Raw genomic sequence first — 17,022 nt, 5'->3', positions numbered from 1 at the left:
CGTGGGCTGCAGTTCACGGCAGCTACTATCGCTTGGGTGTCCGACGGCGAGCAGCCAAAACCACGACGGCGCCGCGGGCGCCGCCGCGGCCGACGCGCGGCAGGCCCGCCGGAGGCGGGTGCCGAGAACACCAACGGGCACCGCCAGAAGGCGCCCGCCGACACGCCCCCGGCCGCGACGCCGAAACCGCAACGCTCCGGCCCGCGCCGGCCCAGCGAACGGCTGCGCACCGTGCACGAGACGTCGGCGGGCGGACTGGTCATCGACGGCCTCGACGGCCCCAAGGATCGCCAGGTCGCCGCGCTGATCGGCCGCATCGACCGGCGTGGACGGATGCTGTGGTCGCTCCCCAAAGGGCACATCGAGCGGGGTGAGACGGCCGAGCAGACCGCGATCCGCGAGGTCGCCGAGGAGACCGGTATCCAGGGCAGCGTGCTCGCGGCGCTGGGCAGCATCGACTACTGGTTCGTGACCGAGGGCCGGCGAGTGCACAAGACCGTGCACCATTACCTGATGCGATTCGCCGGCGGGGAGCTGTCCGACGAGGACGTCGAGGTGACCGAGGTCGCCTGGGTGCCGGTGCACGAACTGCCGAAACGGCTGGCCTACGCCGACGAGCGCCGCCTCGCCGAGGTCGCCGACGAACTGATCGACAAACTGCACACCGACGGGCCCGCGGCGCTGCCGCCGCTGCCGCGCAGCACGCCGCGACGGCGCGGACAGACCCATTCGCACACCCGCAACCACCGGGCCGACTCCACCGCTCGACCACAGCCCGGCGGGCGGACGAACGGCAGCGGTCAGAGTCCGTGACCCCTCCGCCCGCGCGCCTGCTCGCCGCGGTCGTCGCGCTGCTGCTGGCTGTCGTGCCGATCGTCGCACCGGCCGTCGCGGACGCTGAGCCACCCACGCTGCCGTTTCTGACCGTGCAGATCGACGGCATCACCCCTGATGTCGTCACCACGACCAGCGACCCGATGGTCACCGTCACCGGCAAGATCCGCAACGTCGGGGACCGCGCCGTGCGCGACGTGGTGGTGCGGCTGGAACGGGCAGGCGCGGTGGCGTCGTCGACCGCGCTGCGCACCGACCTGGCCGGCAACGTCGACCAGTATCAGCCGGTCGCCGACTTCGTCACGATCGCCCCGGAAATGGCTCGCGGACAAGAGGTTCCGTTCCGGCTGGGCTATCCGCTGCGCTCCCCCGACCATCCGTCGCTCGACATCACCGAACCCGGCGTCTACCCGGTGATGGTGAACGTCAACGGCACTCCGGATTACGGGGCGGCCGCCCGGCTCGACGACTCGCGGTTCCTGCTCCCCGTGCTCGGCGTGCCGCCCGCAGAGCTCGCCGATGCCACCACCGATGCGGTGACGTCCGCGGTGCCCCCGGACACCACCCGCCCCGTCGGGCTGACCATGTTCTGGCCGCTGGCCGACCGGCCCCGGCTGGCCGCCGGCGCGCCGGGTGGCACCACCCCCGTGCGACTGATCGACGACGATCTCGCCACTTCGCTGGCCGCAGGGGGCCGGCTGGACGCCCTGCTCGCCGCGGCCGATTTCGCCACCAGCCCGCAGGTCGATCCCGGCGGGGAGGTCACCCGCGCGCTGTGCCTGGCCGTCGACCCGGACCTGCTGGTCACCGTCAACGCGATGACCAGCGGTTACGTGGTCAACGACGCCGCCGACGCCGGGCCCCGGACCACCCCGACCCATCCGGGCACCGGCCAGCAGGCCGCGATCGGCTGGCTGAACCGTCTCAAGGCGCTCGCCCAGCGCATGTGCGTGACGCCGACCGTCTACGCCCAGGCCGACCTCGACGCGCTGCACCGGGTGGCCGACCCCGGCCTGTCGGCGATCGCCACCAACGGAGCCGGCGACATCGTCGACCAGATCCTCGGGATCACCTCGACCCGGGGAGCCAGCATCGTCGGAGACGGGCCGCTCACCGCGCCCGCGGTGGATCTGCTCTCGGCGCAGGGCCCGACCGTGGCCATCGCCGCAGCGAATCTGACCGGTCCCAGCGACGCCGACGGCGGGCAGTCCGGGACCGCCGACACCGCGCCGGTGCGCTACACCTCGAGCGTGGTCACCGCCCCGTTCGACCCGGCGGTCGGCGCGGCGCTCGCCGGCATGGGCACCGGCCCCGAATCGCCGTCCTACCTGGACCCCTCCCTCGACATCGCGGTGAAGCAGGACTCCGCGATCGCGCGGCGCCAGGACGCGCTGGGCGCGCTGCTGTGGCGCGGCCTCGACCCGGAGACCACCCCGCGCGAGCAGATCCTGATGCCGCCGCTGACATGGAGCGCCACCGCTGACGACGCCGAGGCCGTGCTCACCGCGGTGGCCAGCACCATCCGGTCCGGGCTCGCCGTGCCACGGCCGCTGACCGCGGTGATCGACGCGGCCAACGCGGTGCACGGCGGCGCGCCGGCGCCGCCGGAGAACACGGGCAATCCGCGGGGCCGGTTCGACGACGGTGTGGTGTCGGGTATCGCCGCGACGACCGCCCGGCTGTGGGGCCTGACCGGCGCACTCACCACCGACGAGCGCACCGGGCTGACCGGGACCCAGTACACCGCCCCGCTGCGGGAGGATCTGCTGCGCGCGCTGAGCATGTCGGTGCCGCCCGATGCCCGCAACGGGCTGGCCCAACAGCGGCTGACCACCGTCGGAACGACGGTCGAGGACCTGTTCAAAGCGGTCACCATCGTCAACCCCGGCGGCTCCTACACCCTGGCCACCGAACGCAGCCCGCTGCCGCTGGCGCTGCGCAACGACCTGCCGGTGCCGATCCGGGTGCGGCTGGACATCGACGCCCCGCCCGGGATGTCGGTGACCGATCCTGGCGAGATCGTGCTGCCGCCCGGCTTCCTGCCGCTCAAGGTGCCGATCGAGGTGCACTTCACCCAGCGTGTCGCCGTCGACGTCGCGCTGCGCACCGCCGACGGTCTGGCCCTCGGCGAGCCGGTGCGGCTCTCGGTGCACTCCAACGCCTACGGCAAGGTGCTGTTCTTCATCACGCTGACCGGCGGGGCGGTGCTGGTGCTGCTGGTCGGACGACGGTTGTGGCACCGGTTCCGCGGCCAGCCCGACCCGGCCGACCTCGACCGGCCCGACCCGATCGAAGTGGCACTGGCGTACCAGGACGACGACGGAGGGCGCCGGTGAGCACCACCGGTCCGCGCCGCGCGCCCGCCCGGCCCGAACTGTCCGACGCCGCCGTCGTGTCCCGCTCCTGGGGCATGGCGCTGGCCACTCTGGTCAGTCGGCTCACCGGGTTCGCCCGGATCGTGCTGCTCGCCGCGATCCTCGGTGCGGCCCTGTCCAGCGCCTTCACGGTGGCCAACCAGCTGCCCAACCTGATCGCCGCACTGGTGCTCGAGGCGACGTTCACCGCGATCTTCGTTCCGGTGCTGGCCCGCGCCGAACGCGACGACGCCGACGGCGGAGCCGCGTTCGTGCGCCGCCTGCTCACCCTGGCGACGACGCTGCTGCTGGTCGTCACGATCGTCTCCACGCTGGCCGCACCCCTGCTCGTCGATCTCATGCTCGGCTCCGACCCCCTGGTCAGCCGGCCACTGACCACCGCGTTCGCGTTCCTGTTGCTGCCGCAGATCATCTTCTACGGCCTGTCGTCGGTGTTCATGGCGATCCTGAACACCCGCAACGTCTTCGGGCCGCCCGCCTGGGCTCCGGTGGTCAACAACGTCGTCGCGATCCTCACCCTGGGGCTGTATGTGCTTGTCCCAGGCGAACTCTCGATCGATCCCGTCGAGATGGGCAACGCCAAGCTGCTGGTGCTCGGCATCGGCACCACGCTGGGAGTGGTGGCCCAGGCCGCGGTGCTGTTCGTGGCCATCCGCGTCCAGCGGATCAGCCTGCGTCCGCTGTGGGGCATCGACGACCGCCTCAAGAAGTTCGGCATGATGGCGCTGGCGATGGTGCTGTACGTGCTGGTCAGCCAGGTCGGCTTGGTGGTCGGCAATCAGATCGCAAGCGGCGCAGCGGCTTCGGGCCCGGCCATCTACAACTACACCTGGCTGGTGCTGCAGCTGCCGTTCGGCATCATCGGCGTCACGGTGCTCACCGTCGTGATGCCCCGGCTGTCGCGCAATGCCGCCGCCGACGACGGGCCCGCGGTGCTCGCCGACCTGTCGCTGGCGACGCGCCTCACCATGGTCACCCTGATCCCGATCGTCGCGCTGTTCACCGTCGGCGGCCCGGCGATCGGCAGCGCGCTGTTCGCCTACGGCAACTTCGGCTCCGTGGACGCCGGCTATCTCGGCATGGCGATCACGCTGTCGGCGTTCACGCTGATCCCCTACGCGATGGTGCTGCTGCAGCTGCGGGTGTTCTACGCACGCGAGGAGCCGTGGACGCCGATCGTGCTGATCGTCGTGATCACCATCGTCAAGACCGCCGCCTCGCTCGCGGCGCCGCACCTGACCGCCGACCCCGAACTGGTCGCGGGCTACCTGGGCCTGGCCAACGGTCTCGGTTTCCTGGCCGGGGCGACGGTCGGCTACCTGCTGTTGCGGGCGCGGCTCGACCCGCCCGGCGGCCGGCTGCTCGGCCTCGACGTCATCCGCACGATCCTGGTCACCATCACCGCGTCGCTGACCGCCGGACTGCTCGCCCACGTGCTGGACCGACTGCTCGGGCTGGCGACCCTGACCGACCGCTGGGGCGGCGCCGGCTCGCTGCTGCGGCTGACGGCGCTCAGCCTGGTGATGGCCCCGATCATCGTCGGAATCCTGCTGGCGGCGAAGGTGCCCGAGGCGGTGGCCGCGCTGGCCGCCGTGCGCGCCCGGCTACGCCCGGGCCGGGCACCGGCCGCCGGTTCCGTCCCCGCCCGGGCGGCGGGTCCGCTCACGTACCCTGATCTCACATCGTCTCCGCGACGCCCGCGTCAGTTTCCCGGCCCGGCGCGCCGGGGACCCAGGGGCATGGTTGCCGAGGACCGGAAAGGGAAAGGAGTTGGTGTGAGCGACACCCCCGCCGGCGGCTCCCCCGCGCGCCCGGACTCCTCAGCCACCACCCGGATCGACCGGCCGTCCGCTGACGACTTCCAGCCCGACGTACCCGACGTGCCCGAGGTTCCCGCGCAGCCCGACCGCCCGACGGAGGCGATCGCCGCAGCCGGGCCACCGCGGCCCCGTTCGGACTACAGCAACGACCCCACCCGCGAGTCGCTGGCTTTCGACCCGCCCCGCGAACCGCCGCTGGAGGCCGCGACGGCCGTCGAGGACGCCGCCCACCTGATCCCCGGAGCGACCGTCGCCGCAGGCCGCTACCGCCTGCTGGTGTTCCACGGCGGGCCTGCCGGCCTGCAGTTCTGGCAGGCCCTCGACACTGCGCTGGACCGGCAGGTGGCGCTGACGTTCGTAGACCCCGACGGCCGGCTGCCGGACAGTGAGGTCCAGGAGATCCTGGACCGCACCCAGCGGCTCGGCCGGATCGACATGCCGGGCGTGGCGCGGGTGCTCGACGTGATCCGCCTGGGCGAGGGCGGCCTTGTGGTTTCCGAGTGGATTCGCGGCGGGTCGCTGGCCGAGGTCGCCGACACCTCGCCCTCCCCGATCGGCGGGGCCCGCGCGGTCCAGTCGCTGGCGGCCGCCGCCGAGGCCGCGCACCGCAGCGGCGTGGCACTCGCGATCGACCACCCGGCCCGGATCCGGGTCAGCATCGAGGGCGACGTGGCCCTGGCCTTCCCGGCCACGCTGGCGGCCGCCAACCCCGACGACGACATCCGGGGCGTCGGCGCGGCTCTCTACGCGCTCCTGATCAACCGCTGGCCGCTGCCGGAGACCGGCGAGCCCGGCGGGTTGACCGCCGCCGATCTCGATCCGGCGGGCCAAGCCGTGGAGCCGCGCACCGTCGACCGCGACATCCCGTTCCAGATCTCGGCGGCCGCCGCCCGGGCCGTGCAGGAGAACGGCGGCATCCGCAGCGCGTCGACGATGCTCAACCTGCTGCAGCAGGCGACGGCCGTCGCCGACCGGACCGATCACCTCGCACCCGTCGACGAGGCGGTCGAGCAGCGCGGCAGCGAGTCGCAGGCGTCGGCCGACCCCGAGGCCGCCAACCGACGCCGCAAGGGGCTGATCATCGGCCTGACCGTCGCCGCCGGCGTCGTCATCATCGCGGTGGTCCTCCTGGCCACGGTGCTCAGCAGGATCTTCGGGGACGTCGGCAACGGTCTCGGCGGTGATGAGCTCGGCCTCAACGCCCCGTCGTCGTCCGAGCAGAGCCCCTCCACCGACACCGGTGCGGTCGTGAAACCTGTTCGCGCAACCGTCTTCTCGCCCGAAGGTGAGGCCGATGCGCCCGACCTGGCCGGCCTCGCGATCGACGGCGACCCCTCGACGGTGTGGCCCACCGACACCTACAGCGACCCGGCGCCGTTCCCCGGTTTCAAGAACGGTGTCGGGCTGATGCTCGAACTGCCGGAGCCGACGACGATCGGCTCGGTCACGATCAACGTCAACAGCACCGGCACCGCGGTGCAGATCCGGTCGGCGACCTCGGCGTCGCCGTCCTCACTGGACGACACCACCGCGCTGACCCAGCCCGCCACGCTCAAACCCGGAACCAACACCATCCCGGTCGAGGGCGCCGCCCCCACGTCCGATGTGCTGGTGTGGATCTCGACGCTCGGCCAGGTGGACGGGCAGAGCCGCAGCGATGTCTCTGAGGTCACGCTCAAGGCCGCCGGCTGACGCCTGCCGGTGAAAACTGGTGCATCGGAGCACCGTCGGCTCCGCTTAGTGTTCGGCTGTGGGGATTATCGGAGGGCCGCCGGACCGGCCGCGGACCGACGCCGAACTGCTGGCCGCGCACGTCGCCGGCGACCGGTACGCCTTCGAGGAGCTGTTCTACCGGCATCATCGCCAGCTCTACCGGCTGGCGACCCTGACCAGCGTGAACCGCGACGACGCCGCCGAGGCCCTGCAGGATGCGCTGCTGGCCGCACACCGCACGGCAGGCTCTTTCCGGCAAGACTCGGAGGTGCGCAGCTGGCTGCACCGCATCGTCGTCAACGCCTGCCTGGACCGCCTGCGCCGCAACAAGTTCCGTGACTACGCCGAGCTCGACGAACAGTTCGGCCGGATCCCCGACCCCACCGCGCACATCGACACCGCGATCGTCGTCGAGCGCGCGCTCCTGGGCCTCCCGCTGGAACAGCGGGCGGCCGTCGTCGCCGTCGACATGCAGGGCTTCTCGGTGGCCGAGACCGCCCGGATGCTCGGGGTACCCGAAGGCACGGTGAAGAGCCGGTGCGCACGGGCACGCGGCAAGCTCGCCGAATCGCTGAAGAGCTTCGCCGCCCATCGCACCGAGTGAGCGCGGTCGGCTAACCTCGGACGGTCAAGGGCGGGTGTGACCGGCGGGGGTGAGCATGAACAGCGACCCCGATCCGGCGCAGGCCCTCGCGGAGTCGGCCGCCGTGCGGCGGGAGCTGCGTCGCCTTGGCGCCGACGACGCGTCCGCACCCGACGTTCCGGCCCATGTCACCGCCCGCGTGGGCGCCGCCCTGCGCAATGCCACGCCGCCCCGACCGGTGTCGCGCCGCCTGACGCTCGGCGTCGCGATCCTCGCAGCAGCCGCAGCGATTCTCGGTGTCATCTCCCTGACCCGCAGTCCGGCGTCGCCGAACCCCGTCGCGCCGACGTTTCCCGTGCCCGAGACGCAGTTGCGCGCCGCGCTGAGCGAGCCGCCCGACCTCGGACCGCTCGCCGCACCCGACCGGATCCGTGCCTGCCTGACCGGACTGGGATACGCGCCTGGCCAGGACATCCTCGGCGCCCGACCGCTGCAGATCGAGGGCCGGCCCGCGGTCCTGCTGCTGCTCCCGTCAGAGTCTGCGCAGCTCAGGACCGTCGTCGTGGACGCCACGTGCACCGCGGCCGCCCCCGGAGTACTCGCCGATCGCACCATGAAACGCCACTGAGCCGCCGGTGCGGCCCCCGGGAACACCCCGGCCTACCCTGGTGTTCAAGGAACAGGCAGAAAGGCACTCATGACCTCCTCGTCCACCGTCCACGACGTCATCATCGTCGGCTCCGGCCCCGCCGGATACACCGCGGCCGTGTACAGCGCCCGCGCTCAGCTGAAGCCCCTCGTCTTCGAGGGCACGCAGTTCGGCGGTGCGCTGATGACCACGACCGAGGTCGAGAACTACCCGGGCTTCCGCGACGGCATCACCGGCCCCGAGCTGATGGACCAGATGCGCGAGCAGGCGCTGCGCTTCGGCGCCGACCTGCGCATGGAAGACGTCGACGCCGTCGACCTCACCGGCCCCATCAAGAAGGTCACCGTCGGCGACGAGACCTACCAGGCCCGCGCGGTCATTCTCGCGATGGGCGCGGCGGCGCGTCACCTCGGCGTACCGGGCGAGGAAGAGCGGATCGGCATGGGCGTGAGCACGTGCGCCACCTGCGACGGGTTCTTCTTCCGGGATCAGGACATCGCCGTCGTCGGTGGCGGTGACTCCGCGATGGAGGAGGCCACCTTCCTCACTCGTTTCGCGCGCAGCGTCACGCTGATCCATCGCCGCGACGAGTTCCGCGCCTCCAAGATCATGCTGGAGCGTGCGGAGCAGAACGAGAAGATCACCATCCTCACCAACACCGCCGTCACGGCGATCGAGGGCGACCCCAAGGTGACCGGAATCAAGTTGCGCAACAACGTCACCGGCGAAGAGTCCGAACTGGCGGTGACGGGTGTGTTCGTGGCGATCGGCCACGACCCGCGCTCGGATCTGGTGCGCGGCCAGGTCGAGGTGGACGACGAGGGCTACGTGACGACGGTCGGACGCACCACCTACACCTCGGTCGACGGAGTCTTCGCCGCAGGCGATCTGGTCGACCACACCTACCGTCAGGCCATCACCGCGGCCGGAAGTGGTTGTGCCGCAGCGATCGACGCCGAACGCTGGCTGGCCGACCACGCCGAGCCGGGCGAACGAACCTCCACCACAACCGATGACAGCGATCTGATTGGAGCACAGCAATGAGCGATTCCACCGCAGGAACCTCGACCGTCGCGGTCACCGACGACTCGTTCTCTCAGGATGTGCTGTCCAGTGGCACGCCGGTGCTGGTGGACTTCTGGGCGACATGGTGCGGCCCGTGCAAGATGGTCGCCCCCGTCCTCGAGGAGATCGCCGCCGAGAAGGCCGGCTCGCTGACCGTCGCGAAGCTCGACGTCGACGAGAACCCCGCCACCGCGCGGGACTTCTCGGTGGTGTCGATCCCGACGATGATCCTGTTCAAGGACGGTCAGCCGGTCAAGCGTATCGTCGGCGCGAAAGGCAAGGCAGCGCTACTGCGCGAGCTCGGCGACGTGCTCTGACGCCGCTTTTGCGACGCGGACACTTCCCTGGGGTTTTCCGGAATCCTCTCCCCTTCTGAGAGAATGCTGCCTATGTCGAGTCTGCGTCGCGGTGACCGTTCAGCGGCGGTCACCGAGATCCGGGCCGCGCTGGCCGCGCTCGGCATGACCACCGACCCGGACGAAGACCTGAGCACCGGTCGCCATATCGCCGCGGACGTCTTCGACGGTGAACTCGACCACGCAGTGCGCGCTTTCCAGCAGCACCGCGGCCTGCTGGTGGACGGGATCGTCGGCGAGGCCACGTATCGCGCGCTCAAAGAGGCGTCCTACCGGCTCGGTGCGCGCACGCTCAATCACCAGTTCGGCGCCCCGATGTACGGCGACGACGTGGCGACCCTGCAGGCCCGCCTGCAGGACCTGGGTTTCTACACCGGCCTGGTCGACGGACATTTCGGGCTGCAGACCCACAACGCGCTGATGTCCTACCAACGCGAGTACGGGCTGTACCCGGACGGCATCTGCGGACCAGAGACGTTGCGCTCGTTGTACTTCCTCGGATCCCGCGTCACCGGCGGGTCGCCGCACGCCATCCGCGAGGAGGAGCTGGTGCGCAGCTCCGGTCCCCGGCTCTCGGGTAAGCGGATCATCATCGATCCGGGCCGCGGCGGCGGCGACCACGGCCTGATCACCAACGGGCCGGCTGGGCCGATCAGCGAAGCAGACATTCTGTGGGACTTGGCGAGTCGCCTCGAGGGCCGGATGACCGCGATCGGCATGGAAACCTTCCTTTCGCGCGCGGCCACCGCCTCGCCGACCGACGCGGAGCGCGCCGTCACCGCCAACACCGTCGGCGCGGACCTGATGATCAGCCTTCGGTGCGAGACCCAGACGACGCCGTCGGCCAACGGTGTGGCGTCGTTCCATTTCGGCAATTCGCACGGGTCGGTGTCCACCATCGGACGCAACCTGGCCGACTTCATTCAGCGGGAAGTGGTGGCGCGCACCGGGTTACGGGACTGCCGCGTGCACGGCCGCACCTGGGACCTGCTGCGGCTGACGCGGATGCCGACCGTGCAGGTCGACATCGGATACATCAGCAATCCGGGCGACCGGGCCACGTTGGTCTCCCCCGCGGCGCGCGACTCGATCGCCGAAGGAATTCTCGCCGCGGTCAAGCGTCTCTATCTTCTCGGCAAGAACGACCGTCCCACAGGCACTTTCACGTTCGCCGAGCTGCTGGCCCACGAGCTGGCGGTCGATCAGGCCCGCCGCGGCTAACTGCAGGGCGACGCACCCGCCCCGACGGGTTGCTGCAACTGCGCACTTTCCAGCAGGCGTTCCAGCGCGGCCTCCACGCCGGCTTTCCAGCCCAGCCCCTGCTCGAGTTCCAGACGCAGGCGCGGGAAGTAAGTGTGGTGGGAGACCACCACGAAACCCGCGTCGAGGAGCAGGTCGCTCGGCACCACACAGGTGGACGTCGCACAATCGCCCAGTGTTTCGATGACCGGTCGCACATCCGGGGGTACCGCCGCCAGGTCGCCGAGTTCGTCCGCCGCAGCGGTCCTGCCGAAGGCTTCCAGTGCGCGCACCCCGCGTTGCACGAGATCGCCGACGACCGCGGTGATCAACGCGTGCGAGAGATCCTCGTGGGCGGGGCCGGCTTCCACGCCCAGCGATGTCAGCAGCACCGCGTCCGCGCTGACCGGCCCGGTCGGGAACCGACCCGCCCGCGGCACCCGGCGCGGCGGTGCGTAGAACGCGTAGCCCAGGCAGGGCTCGTCGCCGGACTCGCCGGGCTGATCGCGGCACTCGAGTGCGAGCTGCCCACACGATCCCCACTCGAGCATGATCATCGACAGCCATGCTTCCTTCTCGAACTCGGGATCCGAGAGGTGGTCTTCGCCCAGTGTCGACGGGTCGACTTCCCAGTACACGCAGCGACGTGCGTGTTTCGGTAGTTGCTCGAACGCTTCGAGCCGCAGAGGCCTGATACGTGCGGTCACTACGCTCCCGGGTGTCTCCGCCGCGAACGGGTGCGCGGCTGCCCCTTCAGGATAGAAGGCTCCGGCGCTGTCGGCCCGGTGCGCCGGCACTTCGCCGCCCGTTGCGGGCCCGACGTCGAATTCATCTGCCGCACAGCACCTTTCCCTCCCCCGCGTCGGTCGTCGGGCTTTCCGGCCCTCCCAGTGTCACAGTGACGTAATTCCCGCGTGTGACCGGTCACTGGGTCGACGAGTTCATCAACTCCACGATCCGTTGCAGATCGTCGACGGACCCGAACTCGACGACAATCTTGCCCTTGCGTTTGCCCAGACTCACGGTGACGCGGGTGTCGAAGGCCGAGGAGAGCTGTTCGGCGACATCCTGCAGGCCCGGCATCTGGATGGGCTTGCGGCGCGGCGCCGGCGGGGCACCCGGCTCCTCCCGGTTCGCCAATGTGACGGCTTCCTCGGTGGCTCGCACCGACAGTCCCTCGGCGACGATGCGGGCCGCCAACTCCTCCTGCTGTTCGGGTCCGCCCTCGAGCGCGAGCAGGGCCCGCGCGTGGCCGGCGGACAGCACACCAGCCGCCACCCGCCGCTGCACGGCGATCGGCAGGCGCAGCAGCCGGATCATGTTCGTGATCACCGGTCGCGACCGGCCGATCCGGGCGGCGAGTTCGTCGTGAGTGACGGCGAACTCTTCGAGCAGCTGCTGATAGGCCGCCGCTTCTTCCAAGGGGTTGAGCTGCACGCGGTGGATGTTCTCCAGCAGGGCGTCACGCAGCATGCTGTCATCGGCGGTCTCCCGGACGATCGCCGGGATGGTCGCGACGCCGGCCTGCTGGGCGGCCCGCCAGCGCCGCTCCCCCATCACCAGCTGATAGCGGGGCGCCCCATCGCCGGGGACTGCACGCACAACGATCGGCTGCATGAGACCGAACTCGCGGATCGAGTGCACGAGCTCGCTCAGCGCCTCTTCGTCGAAGGCCTGGCGCGGCTGGCGCGGGTTGGGATCGATGTGAGACGGCGCGATCTCGCGGTACACCGCGCCCACCTCGCTGATGGGGGCGGCAGGCTCGGTGTTCGTGGGCGACGATCCGAACACCGCATCGGCTGCGGCTGCACCCATGCGCGGACCTGTCGTCGCCGGCTCGTCACCCTCGGCGGGGCCGGTCGGGATGAGGGAGGCCAGCCCCCGGCCGAGTCCACTGCGCTTGCGTGCCGGGTTGTTCATGGGTGTCCTTCTCTGATCGTCGCGCCGCTGCTGGTGTCGAAGGGCGTCATTGCGCCTGCCCGGGCGCACCGCGTTGGGCCAGTTCGCGGCTCGCGTCGAGATAGCTCATCGCCCCCCGGGAGCCCGGGTCGTAGTCGATGATCGTCATGCCGTAGCCGGGCGCCTCGGACACCTTGACGCTGCGCGGAATCACCGTGCGCAGCACCTTGTCGCCGAAGTGCGCACGGACGTCCATCGCCACCTGATCGGCCAACTTGGTGCGGCCGTCATACATCGTCAGCACCACCGTGGTGACGTTGAGTTCGGGGTTCAGGTGGGCCTTCACCATCTCGATGTTGCGGAGCAACTGGCCGACGCCCTCCAACGCGTAGTACTCGCACTGGATCGGGATGAGCACCTCGGGCGCGGCGACGAGCGCGTTGATGGTCAGCAGCCCGAGCGACGGCGGGCAGTCGATGAAGACGTAGTCGAAGTCGTGGTGCTTCAGTTCGGCGAGCGCGGTGCGCAGGCGGCCTTCGCGGGCGACCATGCTGACCAACTCGATCTCCGCGCCTGCGAGATCGATCGTGGCCGGCACACAGAACAGGCGCTCACTGTGCGGACTCCGCTGCAGCGCAGCCTCGACCGGAATCTCGCCGATGAGCACTTCGTACGACGAGGGGGTGCCGGGTCGGTGCTCAATGCCCAGCGCGGTGCTGGCGTTGCCCTGGGGGTCGAGGTCGATGACGAGGGTGCGGGCGCCCTGCAGCGCCAGCGCCGCGGCGATGTTGACCGCCGTCGTCGTCTTGCCGACGCCGCCCTTCTGGTTGGCCACCGTGAAGATGCGCTGACGCGCCGGCTTGGGTAGCTGCCCCTCGGTGGCGGCGTGCATGAGTCGCACGGCGCGCTCCGCCTCCGCGCCGATCGGCGTATCGAACTCCTGTGTGTTCCACGTTTCACGTGAAACATCGGTCGGTGCCGGGCCGGGTTCCCCCGCCGTAGACGTCACCGCTGTCTCCTTCCCGCCGGAGACCGGCGGCGCCGCTCCGCTTGCAGCAACCCTACGACCACTGTCGCGGGCGGATCCACGTATTGAGCGCCACATGTCCTCACCTCTACCTCGGTCAGACCCAGCGCCGCCATCGACCGCCGGTGCTGCTGCACCTCGTCGGCAGCACGCTCGCCCTTGATCGCCAGCATCCTTCCGCCCGGTCGCAGCAGCGGGACACTCCACTTGCTCAGTTTGTCGAGCGACGCCACGGCCCTCGACACCACCACGTCCTTCTCACCCGCGGCGTCCCGGACGGTGCGATCCTCAGCCCGGCCGCGGACCACCACGCATCCGATACCGAGCTCTTCGATCGCCTCCCGCAGGAAATCGCTGCGGCGTAGCAGCGGCTCGACGAGCGTGACCCGAAGGTCCGGGCGGGCCAGCGCCAAGGGTATTCCGGGCAGACCCGCTCCACTGCCGATGTCGACGACCGTCTCGTCCTGGCCCAGGACTTCACCGACCACCGCGCTGTTGAGGACATGACGGTCCCACACGCGGTCGACCTCGCGAGGCCCGAGCAGCCCCCGCTCCACACCAGCGCCGGCGAGGATCTCCGCGTAGGCGACCGCGGAGTCCACGGCGTCACCGAAGACAGCGCCGACCGCCGGTGGCGGTGGTGGCACCTCCGCATGTTTCACGTGAAACATCCTCCGCATGTGCGCCCGGCGATTGCCCGCCTCCGAGAACTACATCGATGTAACTCGTGGGTGGATCAGTCGACGAGCACGACGACGCGACGCGACGGCTCGACGCCCTCGCTCTCGCTGTGCACGCCCGCGACACCCGCTACGGCGTCGTGCACGATCTTGCGCTCGAACGGCGTCATCGGAGAGAGCTCCTCGCGCTCGCCGGTCTCCAGCACCCGCTGGGCCACCTTGTTGCCGAGCGCGGCCAGCTCGTCGCGCCGGCGCTGACGCCACTGCGCGATGTCGAGCATCAGCCGGCTCCGCTCGCCGGTCTTCTGATGCACCGCGAGCCGGGTCAGCTCCTGCAGCGCGTCGAGCACCTCGCCCTTCCGGCCGACCAGTTTCGTCAGGTCTCCCCCCCCGTCGATGCTCACGACCGCACGGTCGCCCTCGACGTCCAGGTCGATGTCGCCGTCGAAATCGAGCAGATCCAACAGCTCCTCGAGGTAGTCGCCGGCGATCTCGCCTTCGGCGACCAACTTGTCCTCGAGATTCGTCGTCGGCTCGGCGGCCTCCTCGACGGTCTCCTCGACGGTCGTCTCGTCCGTGGTCACAGCTTCTGAATTCGTCATGGATACACCTCTCCCTCGTTCGCGGTCACCCGCGCGTCAACGTTTCCGCTTCTTCGGCCGGGCGCCCGGTCTGGGGGTTCGGTTCACCGACCCGTTCCGTGCCGCGGACTTGTTCACACCGTCTCCGTCCGTCACGTCAGCCGGCGACGCAGGCTCCTCGACCGCTGCGGACTCCGTGATCTCCACGCCGTCGGCGGCTCCCGGCTCGGCGTCCGCACCGGCCTTCTTCTTCCGGCTCGGCTTGGCCCCCGGCCCCGGCGCGTTGGCCGCGCGTCGCTCGATGGCCTCCTGCTTCTTCTGCTCTTCTTCCTTCTCGATCCGGCCGAACACGTAGTGCTGCTGACCGAACGTCCAGATGTTGTTCGAGAACCAGTACAGGATGATCGCCAGCGGCAGGAACGGACCGCCGACGACGACGCCCAGCGGGAACACGTACAGCGCAAGCTTGTTCATCATCGCGGTCTGCGGATTGGCGGCCGCCTCGGGACTCTGGCGTGCCACCGATGCCCGGCTGTTGAAGTACGTCGCGATACCGGCCGCGATCATGATCGGCACACCGACGGCGATCACGGCGGGCCGGTGGAACTCGGTGAACGCCTCCAGACCGTGCTTCTGGATCATCGTCGCGCCCAGCGGCGCGCCGAACAGGTTCGCGTCCAGGAAGTGGCCCACGTCGGTGGCACTGAAGAAGTAGTTGCCGAGGCTGCGGTTCTCCTCCACCGACAGACCGAGGCGCCCGATGCCGGTCTGGGTCCGGTTGAAGGACATCAGCACGTGATAGAGGCCGAGGAACACCGGGATCTGCGCGAGCATCGGTAGGCAGCCGAGGATCGGGTTGAACCCGTGCTCGCGCTGCAGCTTCTGCATCTCCAGCGCCATCTTCTGCCGGTCCTTGCCGTACTTCTTCTGCAGCGCCTTGATCTGAGGCTGGAGCTCCTGCATCTGGCGAGTGGTCCGGATCTGCCGGACGAACGGCTTGTAGAGGATCGCGCGCAGGGTGAACACCAGGAACATCACCGACAGCGCCCAGGCGAAGAAGTTGGACGGGCCCAGGAGGAAGGCGAACGCCTTGTACCAGACCCACATGATCCCCGACACCGGGTAGTAGATGATGTCGAGGCTGAAGAAGTTAAACACGCGGCAGACTCTTCCCTTGCTGAACCGGCACACCCCGGTCTTCGGCTGCGCCACCTGACCCTTCGGCTGTGGCGTCACTGTGACGTTCGCGCTCGATACCGCGATCCGGTATCGGATCCCACCCTCCGTTATGCCATGGACCGCACTTGAGCAGACGGACCAGTGCCAGCCAGCCGCCGCGTACCAGCCCGAATTCGGTCAGGGCCTCGACGGCGTACTGACTGCAGGTCGGCGTGAAGCGGCACGTCGGCAGACGCAGCGGGGAGATGGTAGTGCGGTAGAGCTGGATGAGGAACACCGCGGCGCGGACCGGAGGAGAGGTCACGAGGACGCTCCGGTGCGGGTCCGGATCCGCTGCAGCGCGGTGCGCAGTTCCTGTTCCAGTCGCGGGGAGATCGCCCGCCGGCTACCCGGCAGCGCACGGATGACGACGCGATCCGCGGAGTCCAGGTCAGGTAGCACGGTGCGCGCCACATGCCGCAACCGGCGTGATACCTGGTGCCGCTGCACAGCATTGCCGACCGCCTTGGAGACCACCAAGCCGATCCGGGGTCCGGTTTCCTCGGTCTGATCAGAACGCAGGCAGTACACGACGAGGTCGGGCTGCGCCGCCCGCGTCCCTCGACTCACTGTGGCACCGAACTCGGTCGACCGCGTCATCCGGTTCTGCGCCGGAAGCACCGCGTCAGACCTTGCGCCGCGTCACGCAGTCAGAGAACGACGGCCCTTGCGGCGCCGATCGGACACGATCGCGCGGCCCGCGCGCGTGCGCATCCGCAACCGGAAACCGTGCACCCTGGCCCGGCGGCGGTTGTTGGGCTGGAAGGTCCGCTTGCCCTTGGCCACGGCAGTCACTCCTCGTCGGTCTGGCCCCCACGCCTCTGCCCGCATGATTGCTCATGACAGGCAGGACGCCGTCGGCCGTTGGTAAGCTCGTCGGTCTCGCTGTTCTTGCCAGCGCGGTCCCCGGCACACGCCGGATCGCAGCCGTATCGCCACGTGCGGGCGACTGTTCGAGGGTACTGACGAGAATTCGCCGGGTC

Annotated in this window: 17 protein-coding genes; 8 read left to right on the top strand and 9 right to left on the bottom strand. The window is 70.0% G+C overall.

Annotated features, from left to right (window positions below):
- The first annotated feature begins 36 nt into the window (after nt 1–36).
- The 8 genes from G6N45_RS04330 to G6N45_RS04295 all read left to right on the top strand — a co-directional run bounded on the left by G6N45_RS04330 (nt 37) and on the right by G6N45_RS04295 (nt 10,616).
- On the top strand, nt 37–813 hold the full coding sequence (locus G6N45_RS04330) for an NUDIX hydrolase (RefSeq protein ID WP_163720562.1): 777 nt from the start codon (nt 37–39) through the stop codon (nt 811–813).
- The gene (locus G6N45_RS04325) at nt 810–3,170 is read left to right on the top strand and encodes a DUF6049 family protein (RefSeq protein WP_163720561.1); all 2,361 of its coding nucleotides are present in this window, start codon (nt 810–812) and stop codon (nt 3,168–3,170) included. Before G6N45_RS04330 ends, G6N45_RS04325 begins: the two co-directional genes overlap by 4 nt.
- A 74-nt stretch (nt 3,171–3,244) precedes the next feature.
- Entirely contained in the window at nt 3,245–6,721 is a 3,477-nt protein-coding gene (gene murJ, locus G6N45_RS04320; RefSeq protein WP_163727751.1) for a murein biosynthesis integral membrane protein MurJ, read from the top strand.
- 58 nt (nt 6,722–6,779) lie between these two features.
- On the top strand, nt 6,780–7,346 hold the full coding sequence (gene sigM / locus G6N45_RS04315) for an RNA polymerase sigma factor SigM (protein ID WP_163720560.1): 567 nt from the start codon (nt 6,780–6,782) through the stop codon (nt 7,344–7,346).
- 55 nt (nt 7,347–7,401) lie between these two features.
- Nucleotides 7,402–7,953 carry an RsmA family anti-sigma factor gene (locus tag G6N45_RS04310; protein ID WP_163720559.1) on the top strand — a complete coding sequence of 184 codons (552 nt, stop codon included), beginning with the start codon at nt 7,402–7,404 and terminating at the stop codon, nt 7,951–7,953.
- 69 nt (nt 7,954–8,022) lie between these two features.
- Entirely contained in the window at nt 8,023–9,018 is a 996-nt protein-coding gene (gene trxB / locus G6N45_RS04305) for a thioredoxin-disulfide reductase (RefSeq protein ID WP_163720558.1), read from the top strand.
- On the top strand, nt 9,015–9,356 hold the full coding sequence (trxA, locus tag G6N45_RS04300) for a thioredoxin (protein WP_043403701.1): 342 nt from the start codon (nt 9,015–9,017) through the stop codon (nt 9,354–9,356). The genes trxB and trxA overlap by 4 nt, the downstream gene beginning before the upstream one ends.
- 72 nt (nt 9,357–9,428) lie before the next feature.
- A complete protein-coding gene (locus G6N45_RS04295; RefSeq protein WP_057149894.1) occupies nt 9,429–10,616 on the top strand; it encodes an N-acetylmuramoyl-L-alanine amidase in 1,188 nt (395 codons plus the stop codon).
- Here the strand turns inward: G6N45_RS04295 and G6N45_RS04290 are convergent.
- The 9 genes from G6N45_RS04290 to rpmH all read right to left on the bottom strand — a co-directional run bounded on the left by G6N45_RS04290 (nt 10,613) and on the right by rpmH (nt 16,825).
- Nucleotides 10,613–11,341, bottom strand: a complete 729-nt coding sequence (locus G6N45_RS04290; RefSeq protein ID WP_163720557.1) for an acetyltransferase — start codon at nt 11,339–11,341, stop codon at nt 10,613–10,615. The two genes, G6N45_RS04295 and G6N45_RS04290, sit on opposite strands and share 4 nt — an antisense overlap.
- 217 nt (nt 11,342–11,558) lie before the next feature.
- On the bottom strand, nt 11,559–12,554 hold the full coding sequence (locus G6N45_RS04285; protein WP_163720556.1) for a ParB/RepB/Spo0J family partition protein: 996 nt from the start codon (nt 12,552–12,554) through the stop codon (nt 11,559–11,561).
- Between the two features lie 46 nt (nt 12,555–12,600).
- Nucleotides 12,601–13,638 carry a ParA family protein gene (locus G6N45_RS04280; RefSeq protein ID WP_246228869.1) on the bottom strand — a complete coding sequence of 346 codons (1,038 nt, stop codon included), beginning with the start codon at nt 13,636–13,638 and terminating at the stop codon, nt 12,601–12,603.
- Complete coding sequence (gene rsmG / locus G6N45_RS04275) at nt 13,539–14,222, bottom strand: 16S rRNA (guanine(527)-N(7))-methyltransferase RsmG (protein WP_163720554.1); 684 nt, start codon at nt 14,220–14,222, stop codon at nt 13,539–13,541. The genes G6N45_RS04280 and rsmG overlap by 100 nt, the downstream gene beginning before the upstream one ends.
- A 74-nt stretch (nt 14,223–14,296) precedes the next feature.
- Complete coding sequence (locus tag G6N45_RS04270; RefSeq protein WP_163720553.1) at nt 14,297–14,842, bottom strand: Jag family protein; 546 nt, start codon at nt 14,840–14,842, stop codon at nt 14,297–14,299.
- Nucleotides 14,843–14,878: 36 nt separating this feature from the next.
- Complete coding sequence (gene yidC / locus G6N45_RS04265; RefSeq protein ID WP_163720552.1) at nt 14,879–15,979, bottom strand: membrane protein insertase YidC; 1,101 nt, start codon at nt 15,977–15,979, stop codon at nt 14,879–14,881.
- The gene (yidD, locus tag G6N45_RS04260; protein ID WP_163720551.1) at nt 15,972–16,304 is read right to left on the bottom strand and encodes a membrane protein insertion efficiency factor YidD; all 333 of its coding nucleotides are present in this window, start codon (nt 16,302–16,304) and stop codon (nt 15,972–15,974) included. The genes yidC and yidD overlap by 8 nt, the downstream gene beginning before the upstream one ends.
- Entirely contained in the window at nt 16,301–16,660 is a 360-nt protein-coding gene (gene rnpA / locus G6N45_RS04255) for a ribonuclease P protein component (protein WP_163720550.1), read from the bottom strand. Before rnpA ends, yidD begins: the two co-directional genes overlap by 4 nt.
- A gap of 21 nt (nt 16,661–16,681) precedes the next feature.
- On the bottom strand, nt 16,682–16,825 hold the full coding sequence (gene rpmH, locus G6N45_RS04250) for a 50S ribosomal protein L34 (RefSeq protein WP_014818477.1): 144 nt from the start codon (nt 16,823–16,825) through the stop codon (nt 16,682–16,684).
- Nucleotides 16,826–17,022: the final 197 nt, after the last annotated feature.

The sequence above is a fragment of the Mycolicibacterium psychrotolerans genome (assembly GCF_010729305.1).
Lineage (GTDB): Bacteria > Actinomycetota > Actinomycetes > Mycobacteriales > Mycobacteriaceae > Mycobacterium > Mycobacterium psychrotolerans.
Note: the sequence above shows the minus strand (reverse complement) of the source record. Positions and strands in the feature narration are given on the sequence as shown.

Coding starts and splice junctions, on each gene's coding strand:
- murJ (WP_163727751.1), top strand. CDS start 3,245: ATGGCGCTGGCCACTCTGGTCAGTCGGCTCACCGGGTTCGCCCGGATC.
- G6N45_RS04310 (WP_163720559.1), top strand. CDS start 7,402: ATGAACAGCGACCCCGATCCGGCGCAGGCCCTCGCGGAGTCGGCCGCC.
- trxB (WP_163720558.1), top strand. CDS start 8,023: ATGACCTCCTCGTCCACCGTCCACGACGTCATCATCGTCGGCTCCGGC.
- trxA (WP_043403701.1), top strand. CDS start 9,015: ATGAGCGATTCCACCGCAGGAACCTCGACCGTCGCGGTCACCGACGAC.
- G6N45_RS04295 (WP_057149894.1), top strand. CDS start 9,429: ATGTCGAGTCTGCGTCGCGGTGACCGTTCAGCGGCGGTCACCGAGATC.
- G6N45_RS04285 (WP_163720556.1), bottom strand. CDS start 12,554: ATGAACAACCCGGCACGCAAGCGCAGTGGACTCGGCCGGGGGCTGGCC.
- G6N45_RS04280 (WP_246228869.1), bottom strand. CDS start 13,638: ATGTGGCGCTCAATACGTGGATCCGCCCGCGACAGTGGTCGTAGGGTT.
- G6N45_RS04270 (WP_163720553.1), bottom strand. CDS start 14,842: ATGACGAATTCAGAAGCTGTGACCACGGACGAGACGACCGTCGAGGAG.